This is a genomic window from Rhodococcus sp. B7740 (genome assembly GCF_000954115.1).
Taxonomy (GTDB): domain Bacteria; phylum Actinomycetota; class Actinomycetes; order Mycobacteriales; family Mycobacteriaceae; genus Rhodococcoides.
Map to the genome: position 1 here is coordinate 328,746 of NZ_CP010797.1, position 20,206 is coordinate 348,951.

Below are 20,206 nucleotides of genomic sequence, written 5' to 3' on the forward strand. Positions count from 1 at the left end.
GAATCAAATTCCGTGCAGGGTGATCGTCGTTCGGAACCGCTGAACGACGTTCATGGTCGGGTGCCTCCACCCTGAGCACAGGGAGACTGCCATGGCAATTATTGGTATAGCGATCGAATCTGGCTCGATGCAGACAGTGCTGTTGGAGCCGACCTCGGGCGAGGTTCTCGCCGACCGGACGACCCCGCTCGATCCCGACGCCGCCTCGGTTCTCACCGCCGCGATCGAGACGATGCGCAGCGAGGCGGCGACGCTCGACGAAGACGTGGACGCAGTGGCAGTGGTGTATCGAACCGAGGAGGAACGCGCGGAGTTCGCGGATGCCCTCGGCGACGAACCCGCAGTGCTGTCGTCGGTGACCGAGTCGTTCCTCGGCTGGCTGGCAACCTCGGAAGAATTCGCCGACGCGAAGACAGTGCTTCTGTACTACATGGGCGACACGGGCGTCTCCATTTCTCTCGCCGACGCAGCCGACGCCTCGATCACGCCGGCGAAGACTGCTGCGCTGGACTCGATGTCGCCCGAGCGCATCGGCAGCACCATCCCCTTGGCGTGGGAAGTGGTCGATCAATCCGGCAAGAAGCCCGAGTTCGTTGCGTTGTTCGGCGACCGGTCCAGTAGTCGAGACCTGGTCGACATCCTGTCCCTCGGACTCGGCGTTCCCGTCGCGCGCGTGGGTGATGCGGACCAGGTCGCAGCGCGGGGAGCTGCGCTGCTGGCGCATCAGGAGGAGCCGACAGCAGTGGCCGCACCGCCGGTGGCGACCGAGGAGCCGGAGCAGGTCGAGGCCGTCGAGACCGAGGTCGTGGAAGCGGACGAGATCGACGCCCGGATCGCCTTAGTCGAGGCCGCGGAGTCCGATCCAGAGGTAGCGGCGGACGCGGATGTCGACAGGGTGGTAGCGCCGCTTCCGGTGCCTGCCGTGTCGTCGGTCGTCGGGGCCGAGCCGGCCCGGTCGGCAGGCTCCGGGCGCAAGCTCGTGTTCGCCGCAGTGCTGCTGGCCGGGGTGCTCTCCGCAGGTGTCGCGGTCGCTGCGACGTTGCCGGATGAATCGGAGACGACTGCCGAACAGAGTGTCGATCGACGCGACGCCGGTACGGATCTGGTGGGAGCGACTCGGCAGGCGGACCCCACCGCGTCCGACCCGGTTGCGGTCGTCGTTCCACCGGCACCGGATATTGCGCCCCCGACCGAGGCGATTCCCCCGACAGTGGACCCGTGGGCGGTTGTCGAGCCCGCACCGACCACTGAGCCTTGGGTGACACAGGATCCGCCACGTCAGGCCGTGGCGGCTCCGCAGCCGGCAACGACCACGGTGGCCCCTCCGCAATTCACCGTTCCCGTTCCCATTCCGGAGCCGGGTAAGTCGCCCGAACAGCTCGAACAGGAAGCGTGGGATCGGCACTGGCAGCAAACCGGTGAGTGGATTCATCAGGAGCTCTCCGGCGGCTGACGGTGAACGGTTCGTATGACGAGTGATGACAGACTGGCTACGGCCCGTCTGTCATTTTCTCGTTTGGAGGATTCATGCCCGCCGATTCGCGACCCGTCGACGTTCGATCTGCAATCGCGTCGCAGATGCCCCGAGCGAAATCGGAGCTGGCAGAGTTGGTCCGGTTCGCCTCGGTGCACGATCCTCGGCAGTTTCCGGTCGAGGAATGCACCGGTGCGGCGCAGTGGGTGCAACGGGCATTCGTCGACGCGGGAATTCCCGACGTCCAACTGATCGAGACGGTCGACGGCTCACTGGCGGTCGTCGGTTCGCGGCCGGCTCGCGCGGGAGCGCCGACCGTTCTGCTGTACTCGCACTACGACGTTCAACCTCCGGGTGACCGAACACTGTGGAACAGTGAACCTTTCGAGCTGACCGAACGGGACGGCCGTTGGTACGGGCGGGGTTCGGCGGACTGCAAGGGCAACGTGATCATGCATTTGCTGGCGCTACGGGCACTGGGGGAGTCACTCGACGTCGGCGTGCGCATCATCTGCGAGGGTTCGGAAGAGATGGGCACGGGCGGGTTGGAAGCGCTCGTGGAGCAGCGACCCGAACTGTTCGTCGCAGACATGGTCGTCATCGGCGATACCGGGAACACGAAGGTGGGATCGCCGACGGTGACGACCACGCTTCGCGGTATCGCGAATGTAGTAGTGCACGTGGAAACGCTTGCAGGAGAAGTGCATTCCGGAATGTACGGCGGTCCTGCTCCCGATGCGCTCGCAGCCTTGGTGCAGGTGCTCTCCACGTTGCGGAACGAGCAGGGAGACACCGTCGTCGATGGTCTGGACGGAACGCAGACCTGGGACGGGGTCCCGTACGACGCCGAGCAGTTCCGTGCCGATGCCGGGGTGCTCGACGGCGTCGGGCTGGCCGGCTCGGGCTCGGTCGCGGAGGCGGTGTGGGCGCGGCCCGCTCTGACGATCCTGGGGATCGACTGTCCACCGGTGGTGGGGTCTGCTGCTGCGATCTCGCCTCGTGCGTCGGCACGGCTCAATCTGCGGGTACCGCCTGGAACGGATCCGCAGCGGGCTCAGGATGCCCTGGTGGCTCATCTGGAGGCGCGTACGCCGTGGAATGCGCGCGTCACCGTCGAGCGTGAAGCGATCGGATCGCCGTTTCGAGCCGGGACCGACGGGCCGGGATATGCGGCGCTGTCCGAGGCGTTGGCGGAGGCATTCGGGCATCCCATGGGGACGGCTGGCCAAGGTGGGTCGATTCCGCTGTGCAACGCGCTGGCTCAGGTGTTGCCGGACGCCGAGATCGTGCTGATGGGCGTCGAGGAACCTCGGTGTCGGATCCACGCTCCCAACGAGAGCGTGGATCCGTCGGAAATCGAGAAGATGGCCGTCGCCGAGGCGTTGTTCCTGCAGCGACTGGCCGGGTCCGGCAGTGAGGACTCAGACAGCTAGATCGCGGCGAAGCTTGGCGACGTGGCCGGTGGCCCGGACGTTGTACTGCGCCACCTCGATCTTGCCTGCCTCGTCGACGAGGAACGTGGAGCGAATGACGCCCTCGTAGACCTTGCCGTAGTTCTTCTTCTCCCCGAATGCGCCCCACGCCTGCAACGTCGTCTTCTCCTCGTCGGAGAGCAGGGGGAACGTCAGCTCTTCCTTGTCGCGGAACTTGGCGAGCTTGGCTGGCTTATCGGGGGAGATGCCGATGACTTCCAGGCCTTCTCCGTTGAGCTCGGCAAGGCTGTCCCGGAAGTCGCAGGCCTGCTTGGTGCAGCCGGGGGTGCTCGCGGCGGGGTAGAAGTACACGATCACCTTCTTGCCTGCATAGTCGGCGAGAGAGACGTCGTTGCCGTCGGCATCGGGCAGGGTGAACGCCGGAGCGGTGTCGCCCGGCTCGAGCTTGATGTATTCGGTCACCGCACGAGACTATCGAAATGTCGTCGTGCTCTAGGCTCGACTGCGACCGAGACTATTTGCAACAAGTTGGAGGACACGTGGCCAAGGACACCGACCGGATCGAGCGCGAGATCGAGGCCGCTCGCAATCAGCTCGCCAGCACCCTGGACGAGCTGAGCGTCCGTGCCAGCCCAAAGAACATCGTCGCCAATACCAAGCAGTCCGTGGTGGCCAAGCTCAACGAGCCGGCAGTGAAGTTCACTCTCCTCGGAGTCGGCGCAGTGGTGGCAGTTCTCGTGGTTCGCCGGATCTTCAACTGAGTCAGCAGGCGCTCCGACCAGCCGATTTCACATCTGGCGGTATCTGCTGTTAATGTTTCTCCCGCACCGCAGAGAACACGCGGTGCGGATCGGCGCCATTAGCTCAGTTGGTTAGAGCAGCTGACTCTTAATCAGCGGGTCCGGGGTTCGAATCCCTGATGGCGCACAACAGATGCCCTTGCCAGTGATTTCACTGGCAAGGGCACTTTTGTTTTGTTTCTCGCCTCGAACCGCTGGTCGCGGCCAGACACAGAATGTGGCATGAACAACTCCGCGCCGAAGGCACCCTTCCACGACGTTCGGGCTGGATCTCCGCGCTCGATGGGAATCATTCGCCCGTGAAGAGCTCATCGGGCAATTCTGTTCCGACCTCGAGGTCGATGAACTCGATGGTCTGGAACGTCGTGTGCCGTCTCAGCGCGATCCCGGTCTCGGAATCGAAGGCCACTGAACTCGGAAGACCTTGCCAGCCGGACGGTAGATCGAATTGCCAAGCCGGTCGCCCGCCGACTTCGACAGCGACACCCTCCGTCTCCTCGGCAAGCAGCGTGCTGAGTTCGACATCCCAATTTTTCTGCAGGTCGACCAGCGAATCAGGATGAACCCTCAGGCCCATCGGTGGCGCGTCCTTCACCAGAACTCCATCGACTCGTGACCAGATGTTCTGACGGTAGTCGCTGACGAACCGAACTCCGTACTCGTCTTCGAGTAGGTACGAGCGAAGCGGGCGATACCAGAAGCGAACCTCCGCTACTTGACCCTCCGTCGTCTCACTCGCTCGCCCATGCCGCGACAGTCGGTACGACTTTTGGTAGCGGTCGACGACAGCAGCCCAGGATGATTCGGACTCGAATGTTCTGGGTTGAGCGGGCGGCAGGGCGGGACCTGTCCGAACCACCACGACACCGAATATCCCCGTCGCCAGTACCTCACGGCTGACCCGCGACTGAGTCAGATGATCCGCCAACGCGAAAGACCCGGCCACGGCGGGAAAACCCTTGTTTCGGGGCGGCGGACCATCGATTCCTACTCCGCCGATGGTGCGCGCGGCATCGATTACCGACTTCGGTGCTACCGCTTCCTCGAGGTCGTAGTGATACGGATCGAAGTCGGCCACGATCTGCCCATTCGACCACCAAACAAACCGCTCTCCTGAACCAAGACTGCTGTGCGACACTATGTCTCGGCCTCGAAACAGTGGTTCCAAGTACGTCCCAGTCGCTGCTACGTACTGGGAATTCTGTTGGACGAGCAGAACGTTGTTGCCACCGAGATCGATGACGCCGACGAGTTGTGTGTTCAGGCCATCTGTCTTTCGAGCCGCGTCCAGATCCCATTCGGCAAACACGAGATCCTTGACGCCCGATGCCGTGACACGCTCACTGTCGTCGGCCTGAAGCGCCTGGATGGCTTCCGATGGCGACGCCGCGCACACTATCGTCGAGACGTATCCGCTTCCGATCCAGCCCTCGTACTGGGCAGGAATGAACATGTAATCCTGGAACGATCGCATACCACACGGTCTCATGTTGACGTTTTCAGACAATCCGAATGGAGCTCCGCGTCTGTCCTGATCAAGCGGGGATGTGGACTCTTGCGCACGATGAAGTGAAGTCGAGCGCGGCGAAGACAATCCCGGGTGGGGCTGTCGAATGTCCTTGCCACGCAGACGAGGAGTGCTGACGAGACTGGTCGAACGGGTACCTTGCACATGTCGCAGTCGGCTGCGGCTACCCGCATCGCAGATGCACTCGGGCGCACTACGGCAACAGTTTCCGGTATGGCGAACCGAATATTTTCTTCGTCCTGCGGCTGCCAGTAGCGTGCCCAGTCCGTCACGGATCCGCACCATCGTCGATTGTCCGACCCATGCTGCATGATCGCCGTGAACCGCAACTGATGGTCAGTCGAAAGGAAGCTCTCCATGGCAGCCGAAACCGCCGTCCTGTCCGGTGTCACCGTCATCGTCTCTCACAAGACCCTGCCGAACCAGCGCGACGCCGTCCGAGCCCTCTGGGAAAAGCACATGGCACCGGCCGTCCTCGACAACCCCGGACATCTCGCCTACTACTACGGTCTCGACGTCGACGATCCCGATGGCATCACAGCCTTCCAGCACTACCGCACCGCCGAAGACGCGCTCACGTTTCTCCAGCAACCCGCTTACCGGGCGTACGAACGTGAGGTGGCACCGTTGTTGGCCGGCGCACCACAGGTGCGCAGCCTCGTCCCGACGTGGATCAAGTAGGTAAGTAGCGCCATGATCGTGATGGCGATCCGTGCACGCGGCCACCGCACTTGTTGCGGCGGAGCAGCGAATGCGGATTGGTGCGCAGCGCCGCATACTTGCTCGTGAGATGAAACTCCCATGGGTCACCTTCGCTTCGTTCGCCCTTGCCGGGGCGCTCGTCATGTCGGCTGCACCCGTCTCGGCGGCTCCCGTCGCTGCCGATTTCTACGGAGCGCCCGTCGTCGGCCTGGAGGCGTATGCACCCGGGTCCATCGTGCGCCGAGAATCAGTGCCGCAGCTCGACCTCCTGGGAGCACGCACCGAACGCATTCTGTATCGATCGGCCGATCCCCGCGATCGTGCGGTGGCGGTGTCGGGGCTTCTGGTGACACCGACTCGGGCGTGGGACGGTGCCGGACCCCGGCCCGTGATCGCCTATGCGCCAGGAAGTTACGGGGTTGCCGATCGTTGCTCGGGGTCGACCGAGCAGGGACTGACAACCACGATGCCGGCACTGCTCCCACTGCTGGCGCAGGGGTACCAGGTGGTCACGACGGACTACCAAGGGCTCGGAACCCCGGGTGAGTACGAGTTCCTGGGCCGGGTCGCCGGCGCCCGTGCACTGCTGGACGCGGCACGGGCCGCAGCACATGAGACCGGCGCGCCCGTCGTGCTCTACGGATACTCGGCGGGCGGCGTCGCATCGGCCGCCGCCGCAGAGCTCGCATCCACCTACGCGCCCGAGTTGTCCGTGGTCGGGGCCTTCGTCGGTGCCGCTCCGACCGATCCGGTGGTCCGCGTCGAAGGCCAGGACGGCTCCGCATGGGCCGCGACGATGCTGTACACGATCGACGGTCTGATCGGCGCACACCCCGACCTCGCCGACCGGATCCGCGCCCTCTTCAACGATCGCGGACGTGCGGCACTCGATGCGGCACAGGACTTCTGTACCACCGACGCGCTCGCGTACGGACCGCTGCGATCCGAGGATCTGACTGCTGACGGCTCGTCCCTGGGAGAATTGATGACCGGGCCCGTGCTGGGGCCACTGACCGTGGCGAACACCGTCGGGTTCACCGCGCCCGTCGCGCCCGTGATGATCGTGCACGGCGTCCACGACGCGTCCGTCGAGATCGAGCAGAGCCGACTGCTCGCGCAGCGTTGGCGCGCCGCGGGTGCCGTGGACATCACCGTCCGCGAGTTCGATTTCGGAACCGAGCTCGTTCCGGAGTTCGACCACACGGCCACGAACGTCGCTGCCTACCCCGAGGTGATCGGATGGATCGATCGACTTGTCGCGCAGGCGTGATGCGACGCGCAACAGGTAGTAAGTGATGTAGATCACCCGTGACCGATGTGCGCTTGCTCGCCTTCGATTCGACTCACTTTCGACAGCTACCAGGTGCAAGGCGTACCGGAAAGCCTGCTGCTTCCGATAGCGGACCGACAGAACATGATTACCACTGGAAACGAGGCCACACCATGAGCAACCGCAGAAGTCTCTCCAGCCGACTCTTCGAGGGTCTAGGCCGCATCACTTGGGGCTACGGCAAGCGAAAGCTGGAGGAACGGCGCGCACGCAAGCGCGGACAGCGATAGGCCGAACGGTGGGTGTCCGATTTCGGCACCCTCGGTCGGTACGGTGCAGGGATGGACGGATTCGAGGTAGGCGACGGAGTCACACCGCTGATCGGGCCCATGGCAGGTATGTACGGAACCGTGGTCTGGTTCTACGAGGACAAGCAACAGTTGCTCGTTCGCTTCGGCGCTTCCCAGCAGATGTACTACGCGGAGGACGAGCTGAAACGATGGGGTGAGTAGTCGCCGGCTCGACCCAGATCGGAATAATTGAATCTTCACCGATGCTGATGGAGTCGACCAACCCGAATCGAAAGGTCCCACCATGCATCTGGGCGTAGACAGCTTCGTCTCTTCCGTGACCGATCCGACCGACGGCCGGGTGATCGCTCCCGAGGAGCGAATGGGTCACCTGCTGGAAGAGATCGCCCTCGCGGATCAGGTCGGGCTCTACTCGTTCGGCATCGGCGAGCATCACCGCAGCGAGTACTACGATTCGGCTCCGTCGATCATTCTTGCCGCAGCAGCCGCGCGCACCGAGAACATCCGACTCGGCAGCGCAGTCAAGGTGCTCAGCGCAGACGATCCGGTACGGGTGTTCCAGGAGTTCGCCACCCTGGATCTGATCTCCAAGGGCCGGATCGACCTGGTCGTGGGACGTGGATCCTTCACCGAATCCTTCCCTCTGTTCGGCCTCGACCTGGCCGATTACGACTCGCTCTTCGCCGAGAAGCTCGACCTCCTGCTGCAGATCCGCGACAACGTCGAGGTCACCTGGTCCGGTCGGCACCGCCCGGCACTGACCCGCCAGGGCATCTACCCGCGTCCGCTGCAGGATCCGTTGCCGATCTGGGTCGGCGTCGGTGGTACGCCTGAATCCTTCGCTCGCGCAGGGCTTCTCGGGCTCCCTCTGATGATTGCCATCATCGGCGGAGAACCTCGACAGTTCGCCCCGCTCGTCGATCTGTACCGTCGCGCCGGAGCGCAGGCGGGCCACCCGCCGGAGCAGCTGAAGGTGGGTCTGCACGTGTTCGGCTTCGTCGCCGAGACCACGACGGCCGCAGCCGACACCATCTACCCCGGCTGGAACGAGATGTTCACCAAGATCTCTCGGGAACGTGGATTCGCTCGGCCCAGCCGGCAACAGTTCGATGCCACCTCCGGTCCCAACGGTGCGTTCTTCATGGGAGATCCGAAGACGGTGGCGGACAAGATCCTGCGAGTGAGCGATCAACTGGGAGGTGTGGACCGGCTGTCGTTGCAGATGACCAATCCGCGACTGGCGCACAGTGACCTGTTGCGCGGGATCGAACTCCTCGGCACCGAGGTCGCTCCTCTGGTCGCAGGTAGTTAGCGCTGCGCTGGCGGCTCGGTCAGTTCGAGGCCCATTCCATTTCGTCGACGCCTGCGACAGGCGTCAGCAGAGAACGGATCTCGGCCGAGTACATGGTGCGTTTGATCTCGCCCAGGACGTCACCGCGGGTGCCGGCCAACTCGGCTGCGCGCGCGATGGCGTCCTCGCGTACCCGCTCCTGCGTCGAGACCGCGTCGACCAGGCCGAGCGCCATGGCGTCGCCACCGCCGTACCGGCGGCCGGTCGTCAAAGCCTCGTGGAACGCATGTGGAGCCAACCTGGCACGCACCATGTCGACGGTTCCCGGGCTGTACGTCGCACCGATGTTCACGCCGGGGAAGCAGAGAAATCCGCGATCGGATCGCATGATCCGGTAGTCGTGCGCCATCACGAAGAACGCGGCACCACCGTAGGTGTGTCCCTGCATGGCCGCGACGGTCTGCATCGGAAATGTCAGGAAGCGCACCAACATCTCCTGCACCGTCCCGATGAATCGGTTGATCTGGTCGAGGTTCTCGGCACCCCAGGACAGATCGACTCCCGTGGAGAAGAACTTTCCCGTCGCCGTCGTGACCAGCGCAGCAGGACCCGTTCCGGTCTCGATTTCGTCCAGAAGCGCGTTGATCTCGGCAACCCAGTTCGGGCTGATGCGGTTCTCGGTATCGTCCACACCTCGACTGCCGAGGTTCAGCACGAATACGTCGTCGAATCGTTCCAGGTATGGCATATCCCGAACGTACCCATTTTCTGTTGTTCTAGCTCACAACGAGGGAAGCGTCCGTGTTTGCCCGAGGGCGAAGCGGGTAGCTGTACGAGCACTATCGACGGAACGGAGGGCCGGTATGCCGACCAACGACGATCAACCACAGCTCAAGGACCAGGATCTCTACGAGAAATTGCGCGAGGACGGAAACTCGAAGGAGAAAGCCGCCCGCATCTCGAATGCCGCAGCGAAGAAGGGGCGAGACCAGGTCGGCAAGAAGGGCGGAGAATCCGGATCCTACGAGGACTGGACGGTCGACGAATTGACCGACCGAGCCAAGGAATTGGGTCTCGAGGGCTACTCGAAGCTGAACAAGGAAGAGCTCATCGACGCGCTACGCAGTCACTGATTCACTGCGGGCGAAGCGACGCGTAGTACTCCTGCAGCGACGGGTAGTAGTCGTCGAAACTCGGCAGCGGGGCGTCGTCCCTGGATGCGACGAGCATATCCAGGTAGTACTCCCAGCCGGGACCGATGTCGCCCAGACCGTCCGTGCTCTCGCAACTGTGCACCAGAACGACGACCGTCGAGCCGTCCCTGTCGTCGAGGCGAACCTCGAGCGGCCACTGCATCACGTCGAGCGTTCGCACAGCCAGCCGGCTGGGCGGCTCACACGCTTCGATCGCCATGTCCGATGCAGGCTCGCCCTCCTCGAACCGCATCGTGACGCGAACGGTGTTCTCCGAGATGCGCTCCCACGGCCCGAACCACCTTGCCGTTCGCGACGATTCGGTGATGCTGGCCCACACGTCCTCGCGCGGAGCGGCGATGGTCCTGGTCAGCTCGAGAGCGAAGCCGGTGTCGGTGCTGCGCAGCGTGCCCGTGGGCGTCGGTTCCATCGACTGATTATGCGACTGCGGTGTCGCTGCCGTCGAGCACCATCATCATTGCGGTCGCGCGGGCACGGTGTTCGATCGAATCGACCGGGTACCCCACTGCTTCGGAAACCTTCGCAAGTCGGTGCGCCACGCTGCTGTGGTGCAGGTGCGTTCGGTCTGCTGTCGCCCGAAGGCTTCCGGATCCCAGGTACGCGCGAAGCGTGCCGAGCAACTCCCGGCCGTGAGGCGTGGCGCGCAGTTCGTTCGCGCGCACGAGGTCGGGAACGTCGCTGAGGGTCAACGAACTTTCCCTGTCCAGCAGGTTCAGTGCACCGAGCCGATCGGCGATCACGACGGGTCGGTACTCACTTGCCTGCGCCAGGGCGAATCGAGCATTGCCGAGGTGTCGATGGAGATCGTCGGCGCGCAGGGCGAGGGAGACACCCAGATGGCAGCAGCCGACCGGCGGTGCGGGCGGTTCGTTCGTCAGGAGGTAGAGGACGTGGTCGTCGACCGTGATCGGTACCGACCGACCGGCCGTCGGCGAGGCAGGTCCCGGCGGTGAGTCCGCGGCTGCCATGGCCACTCTCACGCGGTCGGTCGGTTCGATGTGCAAGGCGGTCAGCGAGCTCAGCAGTGCGATGTCGTCGACAGGGAACAACACCGAACGGGTGTGTTCGGCAGCGGACGGACTGTGCCGTGGTACCAGAATGACGGCTGCGGTCAGGGCCATTCGATCGACGAGCATGTCGTCGAGAGCGAGCGCGGGGCCCACTCGCTCGATCCACACCGAGCCCATCACGACGTCGTCGACGACAACGTCTTTGGCTGCCGACCGCTCGCCCGCGGCCTGAGTCAGCCAGCGGCCCTTCGGATCGCACCGCGCACGCTGGCGGTGTCCGCCGGACGTGCCGACGACGTCTATTCCGACCACGCAATCGGCGAGAGCAGCGCTGGCGCGGAGCATCGCGGTGGTGTCGGCACCATGTCTGATCAGTGCGTCGAAATAGTCGATCACGCGCACCAGACCCGCGGAGTCGGCATCGAGCTCCGCGAGCCGGTACATCAGTCCTTGCATGAAGCGACGCTACGAGGCGGGTACGCGAAGGCGCAAGCCCCTACGCAGGGCGTCCAACGCTTCTGCATGTCCGCGCTTGCTCACCTCTGCTGTCGCCAGTAGCGCGGATCCGTGGAAGGTGCCGGGGAACGAATGCAATTCGACGCTCACGCCTGCCTGCAGCAACCGGACCGCGTAGTCGATGCCCTCGTCACGAAGCGGATCGAGCTCCATGGTCGAGACGTACGACGGTGGGAGTCCGGCCAGATCGGTGGCACGAGCGGGAGCGGCGTAGATCGAGACGTTCGGGTCGTCCGGTCCGCTGTACGACTCGCCCAGGTAGTACTGCCACGACAGAATCGCGTTGGGCCGGTGCCACATCGGTGTGTCGACGAATTCCGTCATCGACACGGTGTGCAGTCGGTCGTCGAGTTCGGGAATCTCGAGCAATTGGAACGCCACCGGCACCACGCCCTCGTCTCGAGCCCGCAGCACCGTTCCTGCCGCCAGGCCGCCACCGGCGCTCTGACCGCCCACCGCGATTCTGTCCGGGTCCACGCCCAGTTCGTCCACATGAGAGTGGATGTACGCCAGCGCGGCGTAGCAGTCGTCGAGCGGCCCGGGGAACGGCGTCTCGGGGGCGAGCCGGTACTCGACGTTGGCTACTGCGAAACCGAGCTCACGGACGACGTCCACGCAGTAGGGATCGCTGGACGCGGCTGTCCCGATGGCGAATCCGCCGCCGTGGATCCACACCAGCACGGGTAACGGTCCGTCGGCGTGCTCCGGTGTGAAGAATCGAACGACGACGTCCGGTGCACCGTCGAGTCCAGGGACGGCGAGCTCGCGCAGGGAAACTCCGTCCATGGACAGGTCGGCGAGCATGGCGTCGACAAGTGTGGTGAAGGTCGATCGTGCTGCGGGAAGGTCGCCGAAATCGACACTCGGAAGCATCGTGACGGCAGCAGCGAGTTCGGGGTCGAGAGTGGGGAAATTGGTCATGAACCCATAGTCGGCACAATTGTGTCCTGTGTCACTTGTCGTATGGAGGAAGTGCAAGCGGTGCCGTCCGACGGGTGTCGGACGCCCGCCGTCGATCAACTCGGGGTGTAGAGCCTCTCGACCAAGCCGAGGGTCCACAGCGCGGTCAGCGGACCCCCGTCGTTGGTGAACTTGTCCGTCCGGACGATGCGGTCGCCGCGAACAGCCGGTAATCCGGTCCAGAGCGGGTTGGCGTTCATTGCCTGCAAGTCCTCTTCGGACGTGATGGCGGCAATCATTGCCACTGCGTCGGATGCGGCGGTGACGTTCTCAGGTCCGTACTCGATCTCCGGAGCGGCTGCGCTCCACGCGGAGCCGAAGCGGGCTCCCACATCCTCGAGCGCGATCGACGTCACCCGGTCACGTCCTATCGAGATCCCACCTTCCTCCGATGTACTGATCGGCAGGACGGTGGTGTCGGCGATGGCATCGGCGTACTGCGTCGTGAGTTCGTCTACGCGAGTGGTGTATTCGTCGACAACTGCTCGGGCTCGGTCCTGCAGATTCAGTGCCGCGCCGATCGCTGCCACGTCCTGCTGCCAGCTGACTCCGGTTCCGGTGGAGCCCACCGGCAACACCGGCGCGATAGCACTCAACTGGTCGTAGATTTCTTCGATCACCTCGTCGCGGCCGATGATCAGGTCGGGATCGACGCGTGCGACGGCCTCGAGGTCGACGGTGTTTCGCGGATACAGCTCGGGCACTCCGTCGGCGAGCAGCATCCTGGTGGGCTCGGTCAGCGGGCCGGGAATTTCAGGTGGAGCCTCGGTTTCCACCGGCATCCCGACGATGGGTAGGTCGAACGCCAGGGCGATGTCCAGGTCGCGTCGTCCGTCGATCACGACGACCGATTCGATTCGATCCGGTACCTCGACGGTGCCGAACTGCGTGGTGACCGAATGGGTCGCCGAGTCCGACGTCGCCGGTTCGGTGTCGACACCGCAGGACGAGAGCAGGGATGCAACAAGGACCGCGCCGAGGACGACGTGCAAGCGGGGGAGTGTCTTCACAACTTAAGTAAACCAAACCTAAGTCAATGGTGAAGAGTCGGTCAATCGTCGTACTCGACTCGCACCGACACCGGGTCGGTCTGGAGTGCTCGGAAGCCCGCGCCGATGAGGCGTCCGAGCACCGGATTGTTCGAGAAGGATCGCGCTCGGAGCGCGACGTCGTCGTCGGGAACGAACGTTGCTGTGCCGGTACGCCATCGGCTGCCCACACGAATTCTGATTCTGGGTTCGTCGGTGATGTTGGCTCCCCAACCGGATCGGGTTCCGTGCTGGGAGATCAGCCAGGCTCCGGTCTCGTCGAACACTGCCGACACCGGTACCTGCCTGCGCAGGCCGGACTTGCGGCCGACGGTCTCGATATCGGTGACCAGGGAGGTCCGGACGCCGATCGACGTGAGTCCGTTGACGACCGGATTCGCGATGTGCTTGCCGATCCAGCGCTCGCGGCGAAACTTCGTCGCGGAGGCAGATGTCTCGACCCGAGCGGAGCCCCGGCGATTGCGGAACGCGTCCCAGCCGTTGCGCTGCATCATCGTAGCCGCAGTCTTCCATGCCGGACGGCTCGAATTCGGTTGCCGCCCAGCACCGATGAGCTGTAACTGGTCGGTGTGCCACTGCAGATCGAGAGCGCCGTTGATCTGCTTGAACGCACTGGATTTCGACGGAACGCGCAGAGCCACGCGCGGCGATTCGACCCGGTCGAGAGTGCCGTCGACCAGAGAGTTCGCGACGGCAGGGGTGAGGGCGGTCGGACGGCCGAGGCCCACCATGTCGCACTCACCCGATTGCACTGCCGCATTCATCACCGAGCGGGTACGGAAGCCGCCGGTGACTGCCAGTGGCACGCTTGCGGCCGCGTCTCGCACCGTCCGCGCGTACTCCAGGAAGTACGCCTCGCGATCGCGGGTGCTCGCGGTGCCCATCATCGCCGGTGATTCATAACTGCCACCGCTGATTTCGATGAGATCTATGGATTCCCGAACGAGATGCTCGACGGTGATGCGTGATTCTTCCTCGCTGAACCCGCCGCGTTGGAAGTCCGCCGAATTCAGCTTGATTCCCACTGCGAAACTCGGCGACACCGCCGCTCTGATTGCGCGGACGACTTCGAGCACGAATCGCATCCGTCCGTCGAGGTCGCCGCCCCAGGCGTCGTCGCGTCGATTGGACAGCGGCGACAGGAACTGCGACACCAGGTAGCCGTGCGCCCCGTGGATCTGGACGCCGTCGAAGCCGGCCGTCTCGGCCACAGCCGCCGCGGTGGCGAATCGACCGATGATGTCGTGGATCTCGTTCTCGCTCAACGCCCGAGGTGCCGGAATCCCCGGGATGTTGGGTGCGATGGCAGATGGCGCAACGGGCTTGGTGCGGGTGACGAGCGGATTGGCCTGTCGACCGGGGTGATTGAGCTGCATCCAGATGGGTGCACCGCCGTCGGACGTCGCTTTCGCCCAGCGGGCCAGCGCATCGCGGTCGCGGTCGTCTTCGATGACGACATTGCCCGGTTCGCCGAGATGGGACCGGTCGACCATCACGTTGCCGGTCACCACCAGGCCGTAGCCGCCGGCACCCCACCGGCGGTACAGCGTTTCGAGGCGCGAGTCCGGGCCGTGCTCGGCGGTGGACAGTCCTTCGCTGAGAGCTGCCTTCATCACGCGATTCGGCAGGATCTGCCCGCAGGCGAGGGTGAGCGGGCTGCTCAGGTCGATCACGTCGGTGTCAGGGGACATGGCGTTGCTCCGGTTCCTGGACTGCGGCTCCAGCTATGATGGACAACATAGCTACAGAGGGACTGTAGATGTAACGAGTCGTCACGTCAATCATTGTGGCGTCCTCGGGAGGGGTTGGGATGGCGAATCGAAGCAGTGCTCGGGACGACATGTTGCGCAGCGCCGCACACCTGTTTCGTCGACGCGGTGTCGACGCGACCTCGCTGGCGGACGTCATCGATCACGCGGGCGCACCGCGCGGCTCGATCTATCACCACTTTCCGGGCGGCAAACCTCAGTTGGTGGAAGAGGCGACCCGTACTGCGGGCGCCGCGATGAGCGCCATGATCTCGGCCGGCCTGGCTTCGGCCGGTCCGTCTGCGACCGTGCGGGCGATTCTGGACGGATTCCGCGGCGAACTGCTGGCCACGGATTTCGTGGCGGGCTGTCCTGTCGCGCCTGCTGCGCTCGAGGGGTTGCATGCGCCGCAGGCGGTGGCCGCGGCAGGTGAGTCCTTCTCGTCCTGGGAGGACGTGATCGCGGCGTCGCTGTGGCAGCGCGGATTGACTCGCGAGCGGTCGTACTCGTTGGCGACATTCGCGATCGCCGCCATCGAAGGTGCGCTGATCATGGCCAAGGCGCAGCGCTCCACGGCGGCGTTGGATCGGACCGAGGGGGAGCTGTCGGCCCTGCTGGAGGCGGTACTGGAGGCGTCGGCCGGCCGCTGACGTCGGTCAGGATGGGCTGCCGGTATTGCTATAACTGACAGTTACAGCTAACTTTCCTTCAATAACTATGCCGAACGTCATAGTGGAAGGAAGCTCCGATGTCGTCACCCACTACCTCCCGTCATCTGGCGGATGTGCCGCAATTTCGACGGCGATACCTCGCGCTGATCGTCATCTGCGCGGCCGAGCTGCTCGTCGTGCTGGACAACACCGTCGTCAATGTCGCCCTGCCCTCGATGGGGCTGCAGCTGCGTGCCGACATCAGTGGGTTGCAGTGGGTGGTCGACGCCTACACGCTCACGTTCGCGGGATTGCTGCTTGCGTTCGGTCATCTCGGTGATCGCTACGGTCGGAAGAAGATCATGGTGGTCGGGCTGGCCGGTATCGCGGTGATGTCGGTGGGCGGTGCCGTGGCCGCCGATCTCGGGCAGGTGGTCGCGGCCCGAGCAGCTATGGGTGTGTGTGCGGCCGCGGTGTTTCCGGCGACCCTTGCCCTGATCATCAACATCTTCACCGACGCCAAGGAGCGAGCGCTGGCCATCGCGGCCTGGACTGCCATGGCCGGGTTCGCCATCGCCATTGGCCCGACGGCGGGCGGATTCCTGCTAGAGCATTTCTCGTGGCACTCGGTGTTCTGGATCAATGTCCCTGTGGCACTGCTCGTTCTGGTGGCTGCGCTGGCTTGCGTGCCGGAGTCGAAAGCAGAGCACGTCGGTAAGTACGATCCTCTGGGCATCGCGCTGTCGTTGGCGGGCATCACGGTGTTGGTCTGGGCGATCATCGAAGCGCCACACAACGGTTGGTTGTCTGCTACGAGCATCGGAGCCTACCTGGCAGGATCGGCTGCCATCGTCGCATTCGTCTGGTGGGAGCTGCGAACACCGTCTCCGGTGCTGGATCTGAACCTGTTTCGGAACCGGCGATTCTCACTGCCCGCCTTGGCAATTGCCGTGGCGTACTTCAGTATGTTCGGCTTCCTGTTCATGATCACCCAGTATTTCCAGGGTGTGATGGAGTTGACCCCACTGCAGTTCGGTGTCCACTCGCTGCCCTTCGCGATATCCATCGCAATCGGTGCGCCGCTGGCGACGATCATCGCCCAACGCATCGGAACCACGGCCGTGATCGTCTTCGGTTTGGTGGTGATGAGCATCGGCATGTTCATCGCAGGGCAGGTGAAGGTCGAAACGCCCTATCTGGGGCCGGTTCTCGTCTCGATGGTTCTGATGGGCCTCGGCTTGGCGATCGTGCAGGGCCCTGCCACCGAGTCGATCATGTCCTCGGTGACGCTCGACGAGGCAGGTGCAGGATCCGCGGTGAACGACACCACCCGCGAGATCGGCGGAACTCTCGGAGTTGCCGTGCTCGGGTCGATCGTCGCATCGGTCTACACCGCACAGGTGAGTCCGAAGATCGATGCGATTCCCGACGCGATCATGGAGCCGTATCAGAAGGCGTTCGCTCGCGAGACCGTCGTCAGCGTCATCGAGATCGTGAAAGCACCCACGAACCCGATCTTTGCGACGCAGAAGGCCGACCTGATCCACGCGATGAAGGCGGCCTCGTTGGAGGGCTTCCAGCTCGCGTCGTTTGTCACCGTCGCGGCTGCGATGACGTGCGCGATCGCTGTTGCGCTGTTCCTGCCGTGGCGACGCCCCGAGGGGAGCGGTGTTCTTCTGGCGTGGCGTGAATCCAAGGACGCCGACGGGGTCAGTTGAACGGCGTTCCGCCGGTGACGGCGATGGTCTCGCCGGTGATGTAGCTCGACTCGTTCGATGCCAGGAACACATAGGACGGAGCCAACTCCGCGGGCTGGCCCGGGCGTCCGAGCGGTACGGTCTCACCGAACTTCTCGTACTTCTCGGCCGGCATCGTCGCGGGAATGAGCGGCGTCCAGATCGGTCCGGGTGCAACAGCATTGACACGGATGCCACGCTCTGCAAGATCGCCGGCGAGGCCTTTGGTGAAGGCCACGATTCCTGCCTTGGTCGTCGCGTAGTCCAGCAGTTCCGGAGAGGGATTCGATGCCTGAATCGAGGTCGTGTTGATGATCGTCGATCCTGCGTCCATGATTGCGGCAGCGCGTTTGGAGATCCAGAACAAGGCGTACAGGTTGGTGTTGAGTACCCGATCGAACTGCTCGGTGGTGATATCGGCGATGCCGCCCATCTGAGCCATTTGGAAAGCGGCGTTGTTGACGACGATGTCGAGCCCGCCGAGGACCTCGGAGGCGGTGTCGACCAGCTGCACGCACTGGGACTCGTCGGTGAGATCGCAGGCGATGGCTCTACCGGCGCGCCCCGCTCCTTCGATGAGGTCGACAGTGGTCTGCGCGTCCGGACCTTCGGATTCGAGGTGTGCGATGACCACGTCGGCACCCTCGCGTGCGAATGCCAGTGCAACAGCACGGCCGATGCCCGAGTCGCCGCCGGTGATCAGTGCTTTGCGGCCGTGCAGTCGATCCGATCCACGGTAGGAATTCTCGCCGTGATCGGGCGTGGAGACCATGTCGCGGGTCAGTCCCGGGTGCTCGAGGCGACCTTGCTCAGCCCGGTCGGGCATCGAAAATGCGGTGGTCGGGTCGGACTTGCTGAACTGGTCGGACATTGTCGATCCTTGCCTCGGTGTGCGTGAAGTGCTCCACGCGGCAAGTCGAACGAGCCGCTTCGGTTCAGTGGAGACGACTCACGGCCGCAGCCGTTGGTGAGTCCATGTCAGCCCAGGGTCACCGAAACGACGAACTGGTAAACCTCGACAGGTCAGGCTGCGCGAGGATCGTCGACGATCGTCGCCAAACCCAGCGCGTCGAGGACCATGCGTGCGGGCCGCGTCGGAGCGAAGATCTCGAGGCGGTCTGACGCGCGAGCGGCAGCGTCGATGATCACGCTCGCTGCGCCCGAGTACATAAACGACACCGCCGACAAGTCCAGCAGCACAACCGATTCGCCGCGCAGCGCCTCGTCGAGTTCCCCAGCCAAGCTGGAGCGCGATGTCAAATCGAGTTCGCCGCCGGCACGAACCACCGTCAGGCGAGGCGAGTAGGACTCGATACCGATCGAGAAGCGAGCATCGGCGGTCTCGGCGGTTGCGAAGCGGGAATCGAAGTGGTCGGTTACAGTCACGGTGCGAACCTCTCAGTTCGGATGGCCTAACGACCGACATGCGCTGGGTGGAACCCGAGGGCTACAGGTTCCGTTGCATGCCGTGCAGTAATCCTGACAGCGCAACGTCACCGAATCGAAGACTGATCATCACGGATCGATAGCTAGTCGGTAACGAAGAGGTAACGGCAGATGTGACGGCGCTGAGCATCGTTCAGGGCAGTGTGTGGCCTGCCGTCCGGAACAGGCGGTACCACTCCTGCCTGGTCAGGCGTAGATCGGAACCTCCGGCGGCCTCGACGACTCGATCGGGGTTCGTGGTGCCGAGCACGACCTGGATGTCGGCCGGGTGCCGGGTGATCCAGGCCGTTGCCACGGCCGACGGGGTGGAGCCGTGTACGTCGGCGATCTCGTCGAGCGCCACGTTGAGTTCGGGGTAGTTCTCGCGGTCACCCACGAACACACCGGAGGACGTCCCGCTCTGGAACGGTGACCATGCCTGCAGGGTGATGCCGCGCGTTCTCGCGTAGTCCAGCAGACCGTTGTCGCGGTCGATCGACTGATCCTCGGTGCCCATGTTGGCGGTCAGCCCCGACGCGATCAACGGCGAGTGCACGATGCTCAGCTGTACTTGATCGAAGAGAATCGGTTGTTTCACAGCGGTTTTCAGCAACTCGATCTGGCCGGGTGTGTGATTGGAGACGCCGAAGCCCAGGACCTTGCCAGACTCGTGCAGGTGATCGAACGCTGCTGCGACCTCCTCCGGCTCGACGAGGGCGTCCGGTCGGTGCAGCAGAAGTGTGTCCAGGTGATCGACACCGAGGGCCGCGAGTGACGCCTCGACCGTGGTGACGATGTGTTCTTCGGAGAAGTCGAACCAGCCGTCGCGGATACCGACCTTGCTCTGAATGCTGATGGCCTCACGCTGCGACGGGGTCAGTGTCACCGCGTCGCCGAATCGTTTCTCGCACGTGTGCGGGGCACCGCCGTAGATATCCGCGTGATCGAACACCGTCACGCCCACATCGAGGGCAGTGTCCACCAACCTCCTGATCCGGGAGTCGTCCACGTCGGTGATGCGCATGAACCCCAGCACGATGCTCGAGACTTCTGTTCCGGTGTGGGGGAGGGGGAATGTACGCATGGCGT

The 20,206-nt window shown here is 64.0% G+C and carries 21 protein-coding genes and 1 tRNA gene; 11 read left to right on the plus strand and 11 right to left on the minus strand.

The window, feature by feature from the left end:
- Nucleotides 1-127: 127 nt before the first annotated feature.
- Together NY08_RS01475 and NY08_RS01480 are read left to right on the plus strand one after the other, a co-directional pair.
- The gene (locus NY08_RS01475) at nt 128-1,453 is read left to right on the plus strand and encodes a hypothetical protein (protein WP_045194522.1); all 1,326 of its coding nucleotides are present in this window, start codon (nt 128-130) and stop codon (nt 1,451-1,453) included.
- Between the two features lie 74 nt (nt 1,454-1,527).
- Nucleotides 1,528-2,907: a dipeptidase gene (locus tag NY08_RS01480; protein WP_045194523.1), complete on the plus strand. Its 1,380-nt coding sequence runs from the start codon at nt 1,528-1,530 to the stop codon at nt 2,905-2,907.
- Here NY08_RS01480 and bcp read toward each other — a convergent pair.
- The gene (bcp, locus tag NY08_RS01485; protein ID WP_045194524.1) at nt 2,896-3,369 is read right to left on the minus strand and encodes a thioredoxin-dependent thiol peroxidase; all 474 of its coding nucleotides are present in this window, start codon (nt 3,367-3,369) and stop codon (nt 2,896-2,898) included. The genes NY08_RS01480 and bcp overlap by 12 nt on opposite strands.
- A 77-nt stretch (nt 3,370-3,446) precedes the next feature.
- Here bcp and NY08_RS01490 point away from each other — a divergent pair, with 77 nt between their 5' ends.
- Together NY08_RS01490 and NY08_RS01495 are read left to right on the plus strand one after the other, a co-directional pair.
- The gene (locus NY08_RS01490) at nt 3,447-3,668 is read left to right on the plus strand and encodes a DUF3618 domain-containing protein (protein ID WP_032375974.1); all 222 of its coding nucleotides are present in this window, start codon (nt 3,447-3,449) and stop codon (nt 3,666-3,668) included.
- Between the two features lie 92 nt (nt 3,669-3,760).
- Nucleotides 3,761-3,834, plus strand: a tRNA-Lys gene (locus NY08_RS01495).
- Nucleotides 3,835-3,996: 162 nt separating this feature from the next.
- Here NY08_RS01495 and NY08_RS01500 read toward each other — a convergent pair.
- A complete protein-coding gene (locus NY08_RS01500) occupies nt 3,997-5,520 on the minus strand; it encodes a DUF6461 domain-containing protein (protein ID WP_442970782.1) in 1,524 nt (507 codons plus the stop codon).
- Between the two features lie 72 nt (nt 5,521-5,592).
- Between NY08_RS01500 and NY08_RS01505 the strand changes: the two genes are divergently transcribed.
- The 4 genes from NY08_RS01505 (at nt 5,593) to NY08_RS01520 (ending at nt 8,830) form a co-directional block, all read left to right on the plus strand.
- Nucleotides 5,593-5,916, plus strand: a complete 324-nt coding sequence (locus tag NY08_RS01505; protein WP_200893158.1) for a putative quinol monooxygenase — start codon at nt 5,593-5,595, stop codon at nt 5,914-5,916.
- 109 nt (nt 5,917-6,025) lie between these two features.
- Entirely contained in the window at nt 6,026-7,207 is a 1,182-nt protein-coding gene (locus NY08_RS01510) for a lipase family protein (protein ID WP_045194526.1), read from the plus strand.
- A 341-nt stretch (nt 7,208-7,548) separates the two neighbouring features.
- On the plus strand, nt 7,549-7,719 hold the full coding sequence (locus NY08_RS25970; protein ID WP_158462494.1) for a hypothetical protein: 171 nt from the start codon (nt 7,549-7,551) through the stop codon (nt 7,717-7,719).
- Between the two features lie 82 nt (nt 7,720-7,801).
- Nucleotides 7,802-8,830, plus strand: coding sequence for an LLM class flavin-dependent oxidoreductase (locus NY08_RS01520; protein WP_032394649.1), 1,029 nt, complete (start codon nt 7,802-7,804; stop codon nt 8,828-8,830).
- A gap of 19 nt (nt 8,831-8,849) precedes the next feature.
- On the opposite strand, the gene NY08_RS01525 is transcribed toward NY08_RS01520, so the two are convergent.
- Nucleotides 8,850-9,557: an enoyl-CoA hydratase-related protein gene (locus NY08_RS01525; protein WP_045194528.1), complete on the minus strand. Its 708-nt coding sequence runs from the start codon at nt 9,555-9,557 to the stop codon at nt 8,850-8,852.
- 115 nt (nt 9,558-9,672) lie between these two features.
- Here NY08_RS01525 and NY08_RS01530 point away from each other — a divergent pair, with 115 nt between their 5' ends.
- Entirely contained in the window at nt 9,673-9,942 is a 270-nt protein-coding gene (locus NY08_RS01530; protein WP_045194529.1) for a DUF7218 family protein, read from the plus strand.
- A 1-nt stretch (nt 9,943) separates the two neighbouring features.
- Here NY08_RS01530 and NY08_RS01535 read toward each other — a convergent pair whose 3' ends face one another.
- The 5 genes from NY08_RS01535 to NY08_RS01555 form a co-directional block, all read right to left on the minus strand.
- Nucleotides 9,944-10,432 (minus strand): SRPBCC domain-containing protein, encoded by a 489-nt coding sequence (locus NY08_RS01535; RefSeq protein ID WP_045194530.1) that lies wholly within the window; start codon nt 10,430-10,432, stop codon nt 9,944-9,946.
- A gap of 7 nt (nt 10,433-10,439) precedes the next feature.
- Nucleotides 10,440-11,489, minus strand: a complete 1,050-nt coding sequence (locus NY08_RS01540; protein ID WP_235387058.1) for a helix-turn-helix domain-containing protein — start codon at nt 11,487-11,489, stop codon at nt 10,440-10,442.
- A gap of 9 nt (nt 11,490-11,498) precedes the next feature.
- Nucleotides 11,499-12,470 (minus strand): alpha/beta hydrolase, encoded by a 972-nt coding sequence (locus tag NY08_RS01545; protein WP_045194531.1) that lies wholly within the window; start codon nt 12,468-12,470, stop codon nt 11,499-11,501.
- A 95-nt stretch (nt 12,471-12,565) separates the two neighbouring features.
- A complete protein-coding gene (locus NY08_RS01550) occupies nt 12,566-13,519 on the minus strand; it encodes an ABC transporter substrate-binding protein (protein ID WP_235387059.1) in 954 nt (317 codons plus the stop codon).
- 41 nt (nt 13,520-13,560) lie between these two features.
- The gene (locus tag NY08_RS01555) at nt 13,561-15,249 is read right to left on the minus strand and encodes a nitroreductase family deazaflavin-dependent oxidoreductase (RefSeq protein WP_045194533.1); all 1,689 of its coding nucleotides are present in this window, start codon (nt 15,247-15,249) and stop codon (nt 13,561-13,563) included.
- A gap of 119 nt (nt 15,250-15,368) precedes the next feature.
- Here NY08_RS01555 and NY08_RS01560 point away from each other — a divergent pair, with 119 nt between their 5' ends.
- Together NY08_RS01560 and NY08_RS01565 are read left to right on the plus strand one after the other, a co-directional pair.
- On the plus strand, nt 15,369-15,956 hold the full coding sequence (locus NY08_RS01560) for a TetR/AcrR family transcriptional regulator (RefSeq protein WP_230596667.1): 588 nt from the start codon (nt 15,369-15,371) through the stop codon (nt 15,954-15,956).
- Nucleotides 15,957-16,054: 98 nt separating this feature from the next.
- On the plus strand, nt 16,055-17,674 hold the full coding sequence (locus NY08_RS01565; protein WP_045194534.1) for an MFS transporter: 1,620 nt from the start codon (nt 16,055-16,057) through the stop codon (nt 17,672-17,674).
- Here the strand turns inward: NY08_RS01565 and NY08_RS01570 are convergent.
- From NY08_RS01570 to NY08_RS01580, 3 genes are all read right to left on the minus strand, one after another.
- Nucleotides 17,667-18,563, minus strand: a complete 897-nt coding sequence (locus NY08_RS01570) for a glucose 1-dehydrogenase (protein WP_045194536.1) — start codon at nt 18,561-18,563, stop codon at nt 17,667-17,669. The genes NY08_RS01565 and NY08_RS01570 overlap by 8 nt on opposite strands.
- Nucleotides 18,564-18,715: 152 nt before the next feature.
- Complete coding sequence (locus NY08_RS01575; RefSeq protein ID WP_045194538.1) at nt 18,716-19,078, minus strand: STAS domain-containing protein; 363 nt, start codon at nt 19,076-19,078, stop codon at nt 18,716-18,718.
- A gap of 193 nt (nt 19,079-19,271) precedes the next feature.
- On the minus strand, nt 19,272-20,201 hold the full coding sequence (locus NY08_RS01580; protein WP_045194540.1) for an aldo/keto reductase: 930 nt from the start codon (nt 20,199-20,201) through the stop codon (nt 19,272-19,274).
- Between the last annotated feature and the right edge of the window lie 5 nt (nt 20,202-20,206).